At 71.1% G+C, this 15,967-nt stretch carries 15 protein-coding genes; 4 read left to right on the top strand and 11 right to left on the bottom strand.

The features are described 5' to 3' along the window. Positions 1 to 84: 84 nt before the first annotated feature. Genes NR111_RS05345 through NR111_RS05335 form a run of 3 tightly spaced genes read left to right on the top strand, consistent with a single transcriptional unit; the run spans position 85 to position 3,262 of the window. Positions 85 to 1,317, top strand: coding sequence for a glycosyltransferase (locus NR111_RS05345; RefSeq protein WP_206474008.1), 1,233 nt, complete (start codon positions 85 to 87; stop codon positions 1,315 to 1,317). Then, the gene (locus NR111_RS05340; protein WP_256820167.1) at positions 1,314 to 2,420 is read left to right on the top strand and encodes a glycosyltransferase; all 1,107 of its coding nucleotides are present in this window, start codon (positions 1,314 to 1,316) and stop codon (positions 2,418 to 2,420) included. Before NR111_RS05345 ends, NR111_RS05340 begins: the two co-directional genes overlap by 4 nt. After that, a complete protein-coding gene (locus tag NR111_RS05335) occupies positions 2,417 to 3,262 on the top strand; it encodes a galactosyltransferase-related protein (RefSeq protein ID WP_256820166.1) in 846 nt (281 codons plus the stop codon). Before NR111_RS05340 ends, NR111_RS05335 begins: the two co-directional genes overlap by 4 nt. A 193-nt stretch (positions 3,263 to 3,455) precedes the next feature. Here the strand turns inward: NR111_RS05335 and NR111_RS05330 are convergent, their stop codons facing one another. The 4 genes from NR111_RS05330 to NR111_RS05315 form a co-directional block, all read right to left on the bottom strand. Beyond that, positions 3,456 to 4,247: an ABC transporter ATP-binding protein gene (locus NR111_RS05330; RefSeq protein WP_067712961.1), complete on the bottom strand. Its 792-nt coding sequence runs from the start codon at positions 4,245 to 4,247 to the stop codon at positions 3,456 to 3,458. 2 nt (positions 4,248 to 4,249) lie between these two features. After that, the gene (locus tag NR111_RS05325; protein ID WP_256820165.1) at positions 4,250 to 5,224 is read right to left on the bottom strand and encodes an ABC transporter permease; all 975 of its coding nucleotides are present in this window, start codon (positions 5,222 to 5,224) and stop codon (positions 4,250 to 4,252) included. After that, entirely contained in the window at positions 5,221 to 6,204 is a 984-nt protein-coding gene (locus tag NR111_RS05320; protein ID WP_256820164.1) for an ABC transporter substrate-binding protein, read from the bottom strand. Before NR111_RS05320 ends, NR111_RS05325 begins: the two co-directional genes overlap by 4 nt. Before the next feature lie 114 nt (positions 6,205 to 6,318). Then, complete coding sequence (locus NR111_RS05315; RefSeq protein WP_256820163.1) at positions 6,319 to 7,122, bottom strand: siderophore-interacting protein; 804 nt, start codon at positions 7,120 to 7,122, stop codon at positions 6,319 to 6,321. Between the two features lie 126 nt (positions 7,123 to 7,248). Between NR111_RS05315 and NR111_RS05310 the strand changes: the two genes are divergently transcribed. After that, on the top strand, positions 7,249 to 8,118 hold the full coding sequence (locus NR111_RS05310; RefSeq protein WP_256820162.1) for an oxygenase MpaB family protein: 870 nt from the start codon (positions 7,249 to 7,251) through the stop codon (positions 8,116 to 8,118). Positions 8,119 to 8,169: 51 nt separating this feature from the next. Here NR111_RS05310 and NR111_RS05305 read toward each other — a convergent pair whose 3' ends face one another. From NR111_RS05305 to NR111_RS05275, 7 genes are all read right to left on the bottom strand, one after another. Continuing rightward, the gene (locus tag NR111_RS05305) at positions 8,170 to 9,156 is read right to left on the bottom strand and encodes a linear amide C-N hydrolase (RefSeq protein WP_256820161.1); all 987 of its coding nucleotides are present in this window, start codon (positions 9,154 to 9,156) and stop codon (positions 8,170 to 8,172) included. A gap of 82 nt (positions 9,157 to 9,238) precedes the next feature. Continuing rightward, entirely contained in the window at positions 9,239 to 11,014 is a 1,776-nt protein-coding gene (locus tag NR111_RS05300) for a GMC oxidoreductase (protein ID WP_256820160.1), read from the bottom strand. Beyond that, complete coding sequence (locus tag NR111_RS05295) at positions 11,007 to 11,894, bottom strand: hypothetical protein (RefSeq protein ID WP_256820159.1); 888 nt, start codon at positions 11,892 to 11,894, stop codon at positions 11,007 to 11,009. The genes NR111_RS05300 and NR111_RS05295 overlap by 8 nt, the downstream gene beginning before the upstream one ends. Positions 11,895 to 11,971: 77 nt before the next feature. After that, entirely contained in the window at positions 11,972 to 12,517 is a 546-nt protein-coding gene (locus NR111_RS05290; protein WP_256820158.1) for a DUF421 domain-containing protein, read from the bottom strand. Between the two features lie 186 nt (positions 12,518 to 12,703). Beyond that, positions 12,704 to 13,585: a sulfite exporter TauE/SafE family protein gene (locus NR111_RS05285; protein ID WP_256820157.1), complete on the bottom strand. Its 882-nt coding sequence runs from the start codon at positions 13,583 to 13,585 to the stop codon at positions 12,704 to 12,706. A 42-nt stretch (positions 13,586 to 13,627) separates the two neighbouring features. After that, on the bottom strand, positions 13,628 to 14,224 hold the full coding sequence (locus NR111_RS05280) for a rhodanese-like domain-containing protein (RefSeq protein WP_256820156.1): 597 nt from the start codon (positions 14,222 to 14,224) through the stop codon (positions 13,628 to 13,630). A 119-nt stretch (positions 14,225 to 14,343) separates the two neighbouring features. Next, the gene (locus tag NR111_RS05275; protein ID WP_256820155.1) at positions 14,344 to 15,738 is read right to left on the bottom strand and encodes a rhodanese-like domain-containing protein; all 1,395 of its coding nucleotides are present in this window, start codon (positions 15,736 to 15,738) and stop codon (positions 14,344 to 14,346) included. Positions 15,739 to 15,967: the final 229 nt, after the last annotated feature.

The raw sequence follows: 15,967 nt of genomic DNA, 5'->3' as shown, positions 1-15,967 counted from the left end.
TGGCGGAGGGCCCCCCGGGGGGCCACTATCAGAGGTTCCGACATCCTCCGCACCCGCCGGGGGCGACGAGACGAGAGGGGGCCCGTGGACGCCCGCAACGAAGATCTACTCGACATCGCAGTGATCGGCCCGTCGCGGTTCCCCATCCGGGAGCCGTACGCCGGTGGGCTCGAGGTCGTGGTGGCCAAGGAGGTGCGGGCCCTGCGCGCACGAGGACACCGCGTCACGCTCTACGCCGCCGCCGGCAGCGAGGGGCACGACCGGCGCCACGAGTTCACCACCCTGGCCGCCGCCACCGGACGCGGCGACAGCTACTACCCGCCCGGCGGGTACGAGGCCGACGCCGCGGAGTTCGAGCGACTCATGGACCACGTGGCGGTGTCCGGGTTCGACGTGGTGCTCAACCACAGCCTGTCGCACGTCCCGCTCGTCCGCGCGGCCGAGATGGCCACGCCCATGATCACGACCCTGCACTGCCCGCAGCTGGCGCCCATGCAGGAGGCGTTCGACCGGCTGGGGTCGGCGACCGGCAGGGTGCTCGCCGTGAGTCACTCCGTCCTGGGGTCCTGGCGGGTGCCCCACGGTGCCGAGGTGCTGCCCAACGGGGTCGACCTGCAGATCTGGCGCCCCCGGGCAGGCGCCGGCGGGCGGACTGCCGCCCGTTCCGCCTTCCGGCCCGCCGCCGCCGGTACCGCCGGTACCGCCGGTACCGCCGCTACCGCCGCTGCGGCCCGACCGGTCGCCGGGCGCACCTCCCGGGTCGGCCTCCGGCCCACCGACCGTCCCCGCGCCGTGTGGACCGGCCGGATCGTTCCGGAGAAGGGCCCGCACCTGGCGGTCGAGGCGGCCCGGCGCACCGGGCTCCGGCTCGACCTGGCCGGCCGGGTCGGCGACGACCGGTACATGGAGAGGGTGCTCGCGCCCCGGTTGCGCGACGCCGGCGACAGCGTGCGCTACCACGGTCCGCTCGGTCGGGACGCGCTCGTCCCGCTCGTCGCCTCGGCCGCGGTCGCACTGGTGACCCCGTGCTGGGAGGAGCCGTTCGGGCTCACCGCCGTCGAGGCGCTGGCCTGCGGTACCCCGGTCGTGGCCCTGGCGCGTGGCGGCATCCGGGAGATCCTCAGCGGCCAACCCGGCGTGGTGCTGGTCGAACCGGGCCGTGACCCCGCGTCCGCCCTCGCGGCCGGCATCCCCGCCGCGTTGACGCTGGACCGCGCCGCGACCGCCCGCGCGGCCGCCGCCGCGTTCTCCCACGACGCCCGCATCGACCTGCTCGAAGCCCGCCTGCGCGGGCTGCTGGTGGGCGCCGCGTCGTGATCGGGATCTACGCCCACCACCAGGGCAACGGTCACGTGCAGCGGGCGCTCTCGGTCGCCGCCGACCTGGACGACGAGGTCACCGTCCTCACCTCCGCCCGCATCCGCGACGACGCCAATCCCGACCCCGGGCGGATCCGGGTCCTCCCGCTTCCACTGGACTACGACGAGGCCGGGCCAGTGACCGACCCGACCGCCGGGGGCAGGCTGCACTGGGTGCCGCTGGGGCAGACCGGGCTCCGTCAGCGCATGGCGATGATCGCCGGGTGGATCGACCGGAACGCGCCGGACGTGTTCTGGAGTGACATCTCCGTCGAGGTGACCCTGGCCGCTCGGCTGACCGGGACTCCCGTGGTCACCACCGTGCTGCCGGGGCGCCGCGACGACGCCCCGCACGTCCTCGCGCACGGGGTGTGTTCGGCCCTGGTCGCCGGGTGGCCGCGCGCCGCCGGTGCGCCGGTCCCCGCCGGGGCGGACCGCCCGCTGGTGCCCGTCGGCGGGGTCTCGCGCTTCGCCGACCGCGCTCCCGACCCGGGCGCCCGGGGCGGTGGTCGACCGAGGATCCTGCATCTGCGGGGCTCCGGTGGCGCCGGCCACGACGCCCGCTGGGACGCCGTTCCCGGGCTACTCGGCGACGTCGAGTGGATCTCGCTCGGTGGGCCGGGCGGACGCTGGGTGGCCGACCCGTGGGAGGAGTTGTGCCGGGCCGACGTGGTGATCACCGCCGCCGGGCAGAGCTCGATAGCCGACCTCGCCGCCGCCGACGCCCACCTCGTCGTGACTCCCGAGGAACGCCCCTTCGCCGAGCAGGACGCCACCGCCGACACCCTCCGGACGCTGGGGCTGGCGGAGGTCGTGGGCCGCGACGACCCGGTCGAGCAGCTGGTCGACTCGATCCGTCGCACGCTCGAGCGCGCCCGCTCGACCCCGGGTGCCGGGTCGGGCCTGCGGGAGGCGTGGCAGGTCGACGGTGCGGCCGCACGCCTGGCCGGCGTGCTCACCGCGGTCGCCGCGGGTCACGAGCCGGAGGGCCAGGGGGCCCGTCACGGGGCCCGTCACGCGGCGGGCCGGGGGGCCCGTCACGCGGCGGAGGCCGCGCTGTGACCGCCGCAGCGTCGATCGCGGTGGTGACGGTCTGCACGCCCGGTCGCGCCGAGCACCTCCGCTCACAACGTCGGGCGATGGCCCAGCACCTGCCCGGCGCCCGACACGTCGTGGTCCTGCCCGAGCGGCCGGGCAGTGCCGACCTTGCCGAGGAACTCGCCGCTGACGGTGTCGAGGTCGTGGAGCTGGAGGCCGGCCCCGCCCTGCCCGTCGCCCGGAGCCGCAATCTCGGCGGAGACAGAGCGGCCGAGCTGGGCGCGAAGCTGATCGTCTTCCTCGATGTCGACTGCATGCCGGGCCCCGACCTGGCGTGGTACTACTCCGAACTGCCCGACGGCGCCGTGGGCCTGGGCCCGGTCACCTACCTGCCCGAGTCCGCCGGTGCCCCCGACCCCGCCGAGTTGCCGGCCTTCACCGACCCGCACCCGGCACGCCCGTTCCCGGCCCGGGGCACCCGCGCGCTGGAGCCGGACGAGTTCGGGATGTTCTGGTCCCTGTCGTTCGCTCTGCGCCCGGCGCTGTGGGCGCGCCTACGCGCGGACTTCGGCGGGTTCGACGAGGCCTTCACCGGTTACGGCGCCGAGGACACCGACTTCGGTCGCAGGGTGCTGTACCGGCGCGTGCCGGTGCTGCTCGTGGCCGGCGCCCATGCCTACCACCGGTGGCACCCGGTCACCGATCCGCCGGTCGACCACCTCGCCGACCTGTTGCGCAACGGCGCCCACTACGCCGAGCGTTGGGGTGACTGGCCGGCCCCCGGCTGGTTCGAGAAGTTCGAGCAGATGGGGTTGGTGCGTCGCCGGGGCGACGGCTGGGAGGCCGCTGGCGCCGTCGATCGCTGAGTCGCACCCCTGCCCACAGCACCACGCGCGCCGAGAAGAGGATCTCGCGCGTATCGCCCGAGAAGCGGGTGTGCGAATTCCTCTGCTCGACGGGCGGTCGGGCGGTCGGCGGCGGGGCCCGGTCGGGGTGGCGGCCAGCGGGGCCTGGTCGGGCCGCCGCCGGCGCGGGGCCCGCCCGGCGGCGCGGGGCGGGTCAGCCGAGGAAGGCCTGGTCCGACAGGGTCGCGCCCTTGATGTTGGTGAACTCGCGCAGCAGGTCCTGCACGGTGAGCGCGGACTTGGTCGCGGCGTCGGCCTCGTAGACGATCCGGCCCTCGTGCATCATGATGAGCCGGTTGCCCAGGCGGATGGCTTGCTCCATGTTGTGCGTGACCATGAGAGTGGTCAGACCGCCCTCGCGGACGATGCGCTCGGTGATCGTGGTGACCAACTCCGCACGCTGCGGGTCGAGCGCCGCCGTGTGCTCGTCGAGCAGCATGATGCGCGGCTGGGTGAACCCGGCCATGAGCAGGGACAGCGCCTGCCGCTGTCCGCCCGAGAGCAGGCCGACCTTGGCGGTGAGCCGGTCCTCGAGGCCGAGCTCCAGCATGGAGAGCTGCTCGGCGAACCGGCCGCGGCGCTTCTTGCTCAGGCCCGGGCCGAGGCCCCGCCGGCGACCGCGCAACAACGCGAGCGACAGGTTCTCCTCGATCGTGAGATTGGGCGCGGTCCCGGCGAGCGGGTCCTGGAAGACGCGGCCGACGTACTTGGCGCGCCGGTGCTGCGGCAGGCGGTTGACGTTGGTGCCGTCGATCTCGATGTTCCCGCTGTCGGCGAGCAACCGCCCGGAGACGGCGTTGAGCAGTGTCGACTTGCCGGCGCCGTTGGAACCGATCACCGTGACGAAGTCGCCCTCGGCGAGCGTGAGACTGAGGTCGTGCAGCGCCCGGCGTTCGTTGACGGTGCCGGGGAAGAACGTCTTGGACACTCCGGTGACGGTCAGCATCGTCATGCCTCCTTGGTGCCGGTCGCGGCGGCGCCGGCGGACTCGGGCCCCGCGCCGACGGCGGTCCCGGTTCCCGCCGCCGCACGTTCATTGGCGGCGACCGGGGTGGTGGGTTTGCGTCCGAGGCGTCCGCCCGCGCCCTTCCAGCGGGGCAGCAGCAGCGCGACCACGACGAGGATGGCCGTGACGGCCTTCATGTCGTTGGGATCCAGGCCGACGCGGAGGGCGGCGAAGATGATGAGCTGGTAGAGCAGGGCGCCCAGGATCACGGCGAGCACCGCGAGCAGCAGCTTGCGCTGGCCGAGGATGGCCTGCCCGATGATCACCGAGGCCAGGCCGACGAGGATGAGGCCGATGCCCATCGAGATGTCGGCGAAACCGCGGTACTGGGCGATGAGCGCGCCGCACATGCCCACGAACCCGTTCGACAGGGCCAGTGTGAGGGTCTTGGTGAAGTCGGTCGAGACGCCGAACGAGGAGATCATGGGGCCGTTGTCACCCGTGGCACGGATGGACAGACCGAGGTCGGTGGTGAGGAACCACAGGACGACCAACCCGAGCAGCAGGACCACGACCGCGAGGATGGCCACCCCGGGCCACTCGCCCAGCAGGTCGGCGTCCTTCAGGGGCGTGAACACGGTGTCGCTGCGCAGCAGCGGGATGTTCGCGCCGTCCATGATCCGCAGGTTGACGGACCACAGCGCGATCATGGTGAGGATACCGGCGAGGAGGCCGTCGATCTTGCCCTTGGTGTGCAGCAATCCCGTGACCGTGCCGGCGAGGAACCCGGTGCCGAAACCCGCGAGGGTCGCGAGCACCGGATTCCAGCCGGCGAGAATGCCCATGGCCGCCGTCGCGGCGCCCGTGGTGAAACTGCCGTCGACGGTGAGGTCGGGGAAGTTGAGCACGCGGAAGGTCAGGTAGACCCCCAGCGCCATGACCCCGTAGATGAGGCCTACCTCGACGGTCCCGATCACTTCTTCTCAGCCTCGGCGAGGATGTCCTCGGGGATCGTCACGCCCTGACGCTCGGCGGCGTCCTCGTTGACCACGTAGGTGAACTCGGTGGCGGTCTCCACGGGCATGGTGGCCGGGTCCTCGCCGTCGCGAAGGATGCGCAGGGCCATCTCGCCGGTCTGGCGGCCCAGCTCGGTGTAGTCGATGCCGAGGGTGGCGACGGCGCCGCCCTCGACCGTGCCCGACTCTGCGGCGATCACCGGGATCTGCTTGCTCTCGGCGACCTGGACCAGCGAGGCGATGCCCGAGACGACCATGTTGTCCGTGGGGACGTAGATCGCGTCGACGTCACCGAGGGCCTCGACGGCCTGCTGGATCTCGTTGACCGTGGTGACGGTCTGGGTCTCGATCTCCAGGCCCAGCGGGCCCGCGGCCTCACGGGCCTGATCCACCTGGACCTGCGAGTTGACCTCGCCGGAGGCGTAGACGATGCCGATGCGCTCGGCGTCCGGGACGATCTCCTTGAGCAGCTCGAGCTGCTTGTCGATCGGGGCGGCGTCCGAGGTGCCCGTGACGTTGGCGCCCGGCTCCTCCATCGAGTCCACCAGTTCCGCCGAGACCGGGTCGGTCACCGCGGTGAACAGCAGCGGCACGTCGGTGATGTTCTGCGCCATCGCCTGGGCGGCCGGGGTGGCCACGGCCAGGGCCAGGTCCAGGTCGTCGGCCGCGAACTGCTGGGCGATGGTCAGTGCGGTGCCCTGCTCGCCGTTGGCGTTCTGCTCGTCGAACTCGACCTCGACGCCGGCCTCGGAGAAGGCCTCCTTGAAGCCGGCCGTGGCGGAGTCGAGGGCCGGGTGCTGGACGAGCTGGTTGATGCCGATGCGGTAGGACTCGCCGCCACCACCGGCGGCGTCGTCCTCACCACCGCTCGAGCAACCTGCGAGGACGAGTGCCGAGGTGGCGACCAGTCCGGTGATGAGCTTCGCGCGTGAGAATGCCATATGCCATGCCCTTGTCTGTGCCTTCTGGGCCTCACGGTGTTCACGCGAGGGGCCGGATGCGAACGGTGCTGGCACATGAGGTTACCGGGTCGCCCGGGCATGGTGAGCCCGGACTCACCTCACGGGCTGCTGCGGCGCCTCCTCCGATTCCGCCAGCTGCCGCTTCCAGGTGCGGAAGCCCTCCTCCGAGCGCCCACGCCGCCAGTATCCCGAGATCGACGCCCGCGCGGCGGGGATGCCGCGCTCGGTGCGCAGATAGGGGCGCAGGTGCTTCATCACCGTCTCGGCCTCGCCGTGGACGAACGCCTGCACGTCCCCGTCCGGCCACGGCATGCCCCGGACCGCGTCGATCAGCGGTGCCTCGCCGTCGATCACTCCGGGGCCGGCGTCCGCCGAGGAGGTTCCGCGGTGCACCCAGGTGATCTCCACGCCCGCCGGCGTGGTGATCGGGATCTCGTCGTCGTCGTCGGACACCTCGAGGAACACCGCGCCCGTGGCGTCCTCCGGTAGCGACTCCAGCGCCGCCGCGATCGCCGGCACCGCGGTCTCGTCACCGACCAGCAGGTGGAAATCCGCCTCCGGGTCCGGCCGGTACCCGCCGCCGGGGCCGCGCACCGCGACCCGGGCGCCGGGTGCGACGGACCGGGCCCACGGACCGGCGACACCCTCGTCGCCGTGGACGACGAAGTCGATCCAGATCTCGCGAGCGTCCGCGTCGACCCGTCGGACGGTGTACGTGCGCACGACCGTCTCCCCGGCGTGGGGCAGTTCGAGCTTGACGTAGCTGTCCGTCTCGGCGCGGGTGGCGAACGAGTCGAAGCCGTCCCCGCCGAGGACGACCCGCACGAGGTGCGCGGTCACCGGCTCCGTACGCAGCACCGTGAGGGTGAGCGGAGGGCGGGTCTGGGGGCGAGTCACGTCATTCTCCTTCGACCTGGGTTAGTTAGGTGACCCTATCCTTGCATGTTTCCGGGCGCGGCGAGTGGGGGCTGACGAGCGAAGGGGAGCCATGTAAGATATATGTGATCAAGCGAGCGGGCGCGAATGACCGCAGGCACGCGGACCGACATCGCGACAGGCCGGGGCCGTCCGATCCGGCACCTGCCCGACATCTCGACCCACCTGGCCTTCTGGCTCCCGGTCGCCAACGTGGTCATGCAGTTGGCCAACCCGGCCGTGGGACACGGGGTCGTCGAGAGCAGGGTGGATCGCGGTCGCGGCGACCTCCGCCCGATCAAGCGGGCACGCACCACGGCCCAGTACCTCGCCGTGGCCACCCTCGGCTCCGACTCCGACCGCCGGTTCTTCCACGAGGCCGTCCACCGGATCCACGCCCAGGTGACCTCCACTGCGTCGAGCCCCGTGCGCTACAACGCCAATGACGCCGGGTCCCAACTCTGGGTGGCGCTGTGTCTGGTGCGGTACTACACCGACCAGTGGCAGATGATGCACGGCCCGCTCACCGGGGCCGAGCTGGACCGCATCATCGAGATGGCGCGACCCCTGGGGACGACGCTCAACGTCCCCGAGGCGCGATGGCCGGCCACCTGGGCCGAGTACGAGAAGCGCTTCGCCGACGGAATCGAGGCGGTGGAGATCGACGACACCGTCCGCGAGTACCTGCAGAAGCTCGCCGACTTCCGGGTGCTCGAGGTCCGGATGAAGCAGCTCGGCACCCTGGCCCACAAGACGGTCGGACCGTGGAACCTGTCCATGACCAAGTTCGCGGTGCCCCGGCGCATCCGCGACGAGATGCACTGGGAGATCACCCCCGGCGACCTGCGCCGCCGACGGATGGTGCTCGCGCTCACCTCGGTGCTGGAGAAGGTCTTCCCGCGACCACTCCGGGCGTACTACGCCCTGAACATCGCGGACCTGAGGGTCCGGCGCCGGCTGGGGATCAGCGTCTTTTAGATACCGACAGAGCTGGCCGGCCCTCGGCCCCGACCGGCCCGATGCAGGCGATCAGGTCGCGTGCAGGAATTCCATCGGCTCATGGGCCTCGAACCGCCCGCTGACCTCCCCGGTCAACCCGCCCTCCAGCCCGGTGTCCGCCACCAGGTCGAGACGGCGGGCCGGCGCGCCCTCGCTCAGATCGAGATGGTCCAGCCGTACCCACACGATGTTGGGTCGGCGGGTGCTCTCGTAGACGTACACCCCCTCGGAATGGTCGGCGACGGTACGCCACAGGGTGGTGGAGGCGTTCGGCTGATCCGGATCCGCCACACGGAACGGCTGCGAGGCGTTGCGGATCACGCTGAGCATCTCGGCCACGGCCAGGGTCCGGTCGTCCGGGCCGGGGAGGCGGTCGAGGTAGTAGGCGGTGCGCGCGAAACGCTCGTCGGCGTCCGAACCGCCGGGCAGCGGCCGCTCGCCCCCGAAGCCCCTGATCTCGCGGAGTCGCTCGAGTTGCTCGGCGAAGGGCGGGGAGTTGGTCATCACGGTGTACGCGCGGTCGTGCCAGATGTGGGGCTCGCCGTCGATGTACTCCACGATCGCCGAGTCCCCGGTGCTGTCATCCAACGCGAGATGGACTGTGACGGCCCGCCCCGTGCCCGGATCGCCCGACGTCCTGACCTGGACCCGGGAGCTGCGCATCCAGTCCACGGCCTCCGCCACGGTGGCGAAGTTGTCCAGCATGTACTGCACCCACACCGCCGCACTGAGCGCGGGACGCTCGGGGTCGCGCTCGCCGTAGTCGGACTCCGCCAGCCAGAGGAGGTGACCGGCCAGTCCGGCCTCGTTGAGTCCGTCCGCACTGGCCTGGTCGTACGCGGCGGCCACGACACTGCCGTACCTCGAGGTCCACGTCAGGGAGTCGTCCACGCAGCCGTCCCGCTGCATCCCTCGCGGGAACGCCCACAGGTTCGTCGCCAGATCGACCTCGTAGTCCATGGTCCGCCCGGTCAGGACGGTGTCAGGGGACGGAGACCAGAGGGCTCGAGTGCACATGGAAGCCTTTCGCTCACCTCGACGGTAGATAAGCAGAAATTATCACGGCTTCCACCGGCCGGTACGGCGATCGAGGCCCGCCCTACAGCCCGAGCTCCTGCATCCGGGCCGAGATGCGGGGGTCGGTGCTCACGACCGGCGCCTCCCCGGCAACCCACGGGTCCCCGTCGAAGTACATCTGGAAGATCTTCTCCGCGGTGCGGGTCGCGAGCGCCTGGGTCGTCAGCGTGGGGTTGGGTCCGCCGAGCGAGTTGGCCAGCGCCGAGTTGTCGGCGATGAACAGCCGCTTGACCCACCGGGCCTCCGCGTTGGAGTCGAGCACCGAGTTCTGGTCGGACTCACCCATCCGCATCGACGAGTGCACGTGCAGCAGCAGGGGCGCCCAGTCCATCCGGTAGACCTTCTTCGCCCCGGCCGCGCGCATGATCTCGGCAGCGCGTCGGACCATGAACTCCCGGTTCTCGAGGGTCCGTGGCGTGCGTCGGCGCAGCGAGACGTCGATCTTGGCGGGCGCGCCGTTCTCGTCGGCGGGGAACAGGGACGGGGTGACGCGGTTGCCCGCCTCCACGTGGTCGTCGGTGATCACGAGGAAGTTGAGCAGGTTGTCGATCCCGCCCATCATCAGGTCCTTGAGCTCGTTGCCCACCAGGCGACCCGCCGGTCCGTCCCAGGGGCCGGTGAACCCGCGGCCGTTGTCGTAGTACCCGCGGGCGCCCGAATCGGACAGCGAGAGGGAGAAGGCCTGGATCGCCGGACCCAGTCCGACGTTCTCGATCCCGCCGCGTCCGGGGAAGTCCATCCGCGCCGAGGAATTGGCGCCCTTGGAGTTCCCCGTGTACTCGTCGAAGCTGCCCACCACCCAGTCGAAGAAGTGGTCGGTGTGCCCCCGTCCCACCCAGTCGTTGGGATTGGGGAGTCCGCTGTTGAACCACAGTCGGGGACTCTCGGTGGCGCCACCGGCGAGCACCACCACCCGGGCGTCCTCGGAGAAGATCTCCCCGGTGGCGTTGTCGCGCCACGTCACGCCCCGGGCGACCGTGTGTGCACCCTCCTGCTCGTGGCGGATCGACTGGACGAAGCTGTTGGCGAGCAGCTCGAAGGCCCGACCACCGGGGCGGACGGCGTCGGCGGACAGGCCGAGCGGGACGTAACTGTTGTCGGTCGAGCGTTTGGCGAACTGGTTCCGCGGGGCCTGCCGGGGCATGTAGCACCCCTGGAAGCAGTGGCCGCAGAAGGTGCAGCCGGTGGCCTGCGGGAAGGTCAGCAGGTTGGAGTCGTCCGTCCGGCCCGCGGTGCCTCCGGGCTGGAGGATCGCGTTCTGCTGCGGCCGGTAGGCGTTGCGGGTGATGTTCCTGGAGGTCTGGAGGGGGAGGCCGTAGTTCTCGCAGCCCCGGAAGGTCAGCGCCTCCTTGGTCCCCATCGCGGCGGTCTCGATGGGCAGCGTCGCCTCGACCCATTCGAGGTACGGGACGAGCTCGTCGTAGGTGAACGGGAAGAGGTGACCGGTGTCGTACTCCGCGGCGTCCGCTCCCGTGTAGCCGCGGAAGACGCCGGGCATGGGGCGCGGGCTGTTGCCGTAGTAGTGCTGGGTGGTCCCGCCGACGCCGGACAGCTGCCAGACGAACATGTTGGTGGTCCACTCCCGGAACCACGCCGGCTTGGACCGGTCCTCCGGGCCGAAACGCAGGAACCCGTTGTTGGGGTTGTTGGCGTCGTTCTCCGCGTGCGACCACTCGGTGGACGGGTCGGCGTGGCGTGGACCGCCCTCCAGGACGAGCACGTCCAGGCCGCGCCCCGCCAGTTCCGCGGCGACCACCGGGCCGCCTCCTCCCGCGCCGATGACGATGACATCACGCATCCGCCGGCACCTCCGTCCGATTCTGGTAGTAACCGATGAACTCGTCGTGACCGTCGACCAGGCCGTTCGGCCGGTATCCGGTGAGGTCCCACGGGACCGGCCGTGGCTCGACGGTTCTGGTCACGGGGTTGTAGTTGTGCTGTTCGGAGTACACGCCGAAGGCCGTGCCCTCGAGGAGGATGCCGCCGGCGAACTTCAGGAACCCGGACGCGGTGCCGCGCAGCGGGACCGGGAGCGCGCCGTCGATGATCGAGACCAGCTGCGGAACGGCCCCCTCGATCCCCTCCAGGACCCGCAGCTTGTCGCCGATCGACAGCCGCGAGAACGGCGACCCCAGCGGACCGGCGATCGCCGGCGGGGCGGCGAGTAGCGCGCCGGTGTTGAGCAGGAGCGCCACGGGGAGGGAGAGGGGGAGCACCCGATCGCTGTAGGCGTAGCCGAGGACCTGGTCGATGCGCCGCCCGTCGGGTTCGCTCAGCCCGAGGAAGGGGCCGGTCTGGATCCCCAGGTCGGACAGTGCCTGGGCGATCCCCAGCGCCAGTGGCCGGGCGAGCTGGTCGCCCATACCGAGGTAGTTGTCGAACAGGTCCTTCATGAACTCGCCGCCGCCGACCTCGATGGGGCCGGGATCCGTCCGCGGCGTGCCCTGCTGCCGTGACCACTCGTCCGGGCCGGGCATGACCATGACGCACAGTCCGCGCATGGTGTCGAGGGAGAACGCCTCGACCGCGTCGAAGGCGTTGCTCCCGGTCTGCGCGTTCGCCGTGCCGACCAGGCCCGATGACGGGGGTACCACCCCGGGTAGGGCGATTCCGGCGCTGACGAACGCCCCGAACATCGATGCCCTGGCGAGGAATCTCCGCCGGTTGAACTGATCCATCTGTGCCCCCTCGGGTATCCGGGGGCCAAACGTTAGCCATGTGATGGACATCACGCTACCGGTTTGACAGATTTCTCTTATGTGTCTGTATGTCGCTTGTCAGGCCGACCGGTGTAGGGGAGCAAGCTGGAGGCGTCACCGAGATCCGCGTCGCCGATCGCGCCCAGGCTGCCGTCCTGCTGGAGGATCACGGCCGCGACATTCGCGAGTGAACCCTTCCCGGACTGGCGCGCGGCGGTGTGGACGTCCTCCTCGAGCAGCTTGTGACGTCGGAGCGCCCGGTGCTGCATCTGGCCCTGGTAGTAGAGGAGGACAGGCGGGTGGTCGAGAAGGGTACGCACCCGTGACGACCTGGCGCGGGCGGCGGCGAAGAGCCACTGGAGCCCCACGAGGAGCCCCAGGACGAGGACCGTCTGGGCCAGGGGGACCGAGGTGGCGGTGAGGGTGCGGCCGAACGCCGACCCGATGGTGACGGCGACGATGAAGTCGAGGGGGGTCATCTTGGCCATCGTGCGGGGGCCGGACACGCGGAGCATCAGGACGAGGGCGACGAAGCCGCAGACGACCATGACGACGGAGTGGACGATCGGTTCCCAACCGTCCCAGAGCAGTGTGGAATCCATGCCGCGCATCGTGCGCGAGGCGCGGTGGGAGGGCAACCGGCGCCTCGGCCGACCGCCGCGCCGGCACAGCCAACGACCGCGACCGCACGGCCGACCGCCGCGCCGGCACGGGCAACGACCGCGACCGCACGGCCGGGGGCCGTGCGGTCGGGGAGGATCGTCTTCCGGCGCGGGGCCGGGCCGGTGTCAGGCCACGCTGGCGGCGGCCGGTTGCGGGGACCGGAGAGGGCAGCGTTCCCTGAACCCGAACGCGCAGACCGCGGCGGCGGCTGCCAGGACCACGACGATGCCACCGATGATCGGCGCGGCGGGGAAGGGTAGCTCCTGGGACAGGACGAAGGCGCCCATGATCAGGACGAAGAACCCGAAGCCCTTGCGCAGCGCCTTCTCGGGGACCACGGAGGTGAGGCGGATACCGACGAAGGAGCCGGCGATGGCGGCGGCGGTGACCGCGGCGACGAGCGGCCAGTCCAGGGACACCGAGGTGAGGTAGCCACCGAGCCCGGCGAAGGACTTCATGGCGATCACCAGCAGCGAGGTGCCCACGGCGGCGGTCATCGGCAGGCCCGCCAGGAGGACGAGGGCCGGGACGACGAGGAAGCCGCCACCCGCTCCGACCAGACCGGTCGCGGCGCCCACGACGAGGCCGTCGAGCAGGATCCGCCACAGCGGGTGGTGGTGATCGTTGCTCTGCCCGTCGCGGTCCTTGCGTCCCTTGATCATGGCGCCGGCGGTGGCGATCATCATGATCGCGAAGGCGACCATGAGGACGGTGCCGGGGATGTAGCCGCCGGCCAGTCCGCCGAGGAACGCGCCCACCATGCCGGCGGCGCCGAAGATCAGTCCCGTACGCCACTGGACGTTGCCCTTGCGGGCGTGGCCGAAGAGGCTGACCAGTGAGGTGGCGCCCACGACGAACAGGGAGGTCGCGATCGCCTCCTTGGGGTCGAGCCCACCGATGTACGTGAGCAGTGGGACGACGAGGATGGAACCGCCCCCGCCGAGCAGGCCCAGGGACAGTCCGACCAGGACGGCCAGGGCCACGACGATGATCGTGGTGATCTCCATGTCAGGTGCCTTTCTCCGGCGGGGGCGCCGGGGTGAGATCGGTCAGGAGCGGGTGGGCAGCGAGTCCAGGACGGCGCCGAGGCCCGGCTCGTCGGCCGAACGGTTCCACGGCATCTTCGACAGGCCCGCGGCCATGGCGCAGGAGTTGCTCGCCGCGGAGTAGGTCAGCCCGGCTCCGATGGCGCCGGCGAGGTAGGCGAACTTGGGGGAGACGACCTTGGAGGCGGTGACGCCGGCCAGGACGAGCGAGCCGGCGACCATGCGGACCTGCCGGTCCATCGCCCAGGCGCCCTTGCCGCGGATGACCTCGCCGCCGGCGGCCTCGTAGCCGGCGATGCCGCCGTCGAGCACGGTCACCGAGTCGGGGTCGACGCCCACGGACTCGAGCCGCTCGTTCGCCTGGCGGGCCCGGTTTCCGGACTGGCAGATGAGGACGACCTGGCCGGGCAGGCGGGTGGCGAACTCCTCACCGTGCTCGGCGAGCAGGGGCAGCGGCACGTTGTATGAGCCGCGGATGTGCACCGAGGAGAACTCGGCCCCGGAGCGCACGTCGATGACGGTGGGCGGGGTGTCCGAGTCCATCGCCTCTCGCAGATCGGCGGGAGCGATGGTCGGGGCGTTCGTCAGCGTGGAAAGCATGGGTGAAGCGATGTCCTTCGACTGTTCGGGGTGTGTGGGGGTGTCGGGGTGGTGGCGCCGGGCGCCACCGGACCCGGGGGCCGGACGGGTGTCCGGCCCCCGGGTGTGGGCGCGACGGGTCAGACGGTCGCGAGGTTGCGCTCGGACCAGGCGGCGTAGCTGCCCTCGAGCTCGACCACGCGGTAACCGGCGCGACGCAGGGCGCTGGCCGCGACCGAGTTGCGGACGCCGCTCTGGCAGTAGGTCACGATCGGTCCGTCGGTCGGGAGCCGGTCGAGGTTCCACAGCGCCCGGCCGCCGCTGAGCTGCTCGGAGCCCGGGATGTGGCCGTCGGAGTGCTCGGTCTTGTTGCGCACGTCCAGCACCATCGCGGAGTCGAACGAGGCGAGCTCGTCCGGCCCGATCATCTCGGGGGTCATCATCGGCAGACCCTCGAAGCTGGTCGTGTAGCCGGTGACCGTGTCGATTCCGACGCGCAGCAGGTGATCGCGCAGCGCCTCGGCCATCTCGACGTCCTCGGCCAGGACCACCAGGGGCGTGTCCTCCTTCTCGGGGTCGTAGACCCAGGCGCCGAAGGACGCCGCCTTGTCGACGCCGGGGATGTTGAGCGCCCCGGGGACGGTGCCGGCGTGGACCTCGTCCTGGCCACGGGTGTCGACGACGACGACCTCGTTCGCCTCGAGGGCGTCGGCCAGCTCGGTGGTGCCGAACTCGCGCAAGGGGGCCAGTGCACCCAACACCGCCGGGCCCTCCTTGTTCTGCCGCTTCATGCGGCCGAAGTAGGCGTGCGCGTCCGGCTGTCCGTCGAGCATCTCGTCGATGAAGCCCTGCTCGTCGTCACGCTCGACGTACCCGGCCCACCATGCGAAGCGGCGCTCGTAGCCGACGCTGGTCGACGGCAGCGCGCCGAGGGCCTTGCCGCAGGCGCTGCCCGAACCGTGGCCGGGGAAGACCTGGACGTGGTCCGGCAGGGTGACGAACTGGTTCTTCAGGCTGCGGAAGATCTGCTTGGCGCCCTCGAAGCGGGTGTCGACCCCGCCCGCGGCCTCGTCGAGCAGATCCGGTCGGCCGAGGTCTCCGGAGAAGACGAAGTCGCCGGTGAGCATGTACCCGGGGGCGTCCGCGAATGCGCCGTCGGTGATGAGGAACGACAGGTGCTCGGGGGTGTGGCCCGGCGTGTGCACGGCCTCGACGGTGATGTTGCCCAGCTTGATCTGGTCACCGTGGTGCAGCCGCTCGGCCTCGAAGCCGTACTGCCAGTCCTCGCCGCCCTCACCGGAGACGTAGACGGTCGCCCCGGTGGCCTCCGCGAGTTCGCGGGTGCCGGACAAGTAGTCGGCGTGGATGTGGGTCTCGGTGACGCCTGTGATCGTCATGCCGTGGCGCGCGGCCAGGTCCAGGTACTCGCGGACGTCGCGGCGGGCGTCCACCACCATCGCCTCGTTCTTGGCCTGGCAGCCGATGAAGTAGCCGGCCTGGGCGAGGTCCTCGTCGTAGATGCGCTCGAGAAGCATGCTGCTCTCCTTGTCGATCGGGTTCCCTGTTTGGGGTGTGCCACGACAATACATACCCCGAGGGGTATGCGCAAGACACCCTGGGGGGTATGCCGTTGCAGCTGCTCTGCCGCCGCGCGTGGCGCCCGGGGGTGTCCTGTGTCACAAAAGATTGCACGGGTTGTGCAATCGTGCAGATACCGTGCAAGACTTCGAGGGTTCGCGAATCGCACCTACGCACCAGGAGCCA

This window comes from Dietzia sp. Die43 (assembly GCF_024519835.1).
GTDB classification, from domain to species: domain Bacteria; phylum Actinomycetota; class Actinomycetes; order Mycobacteriales; family Mycobacteriaceae; genus Dietzia; species Dietzia kunjamensis.
The sequence above is the reverse complement of the archived record's forward strand: the minus strand, read 5'-3'. Positions and strand labels throughout refer to the sequence as shown.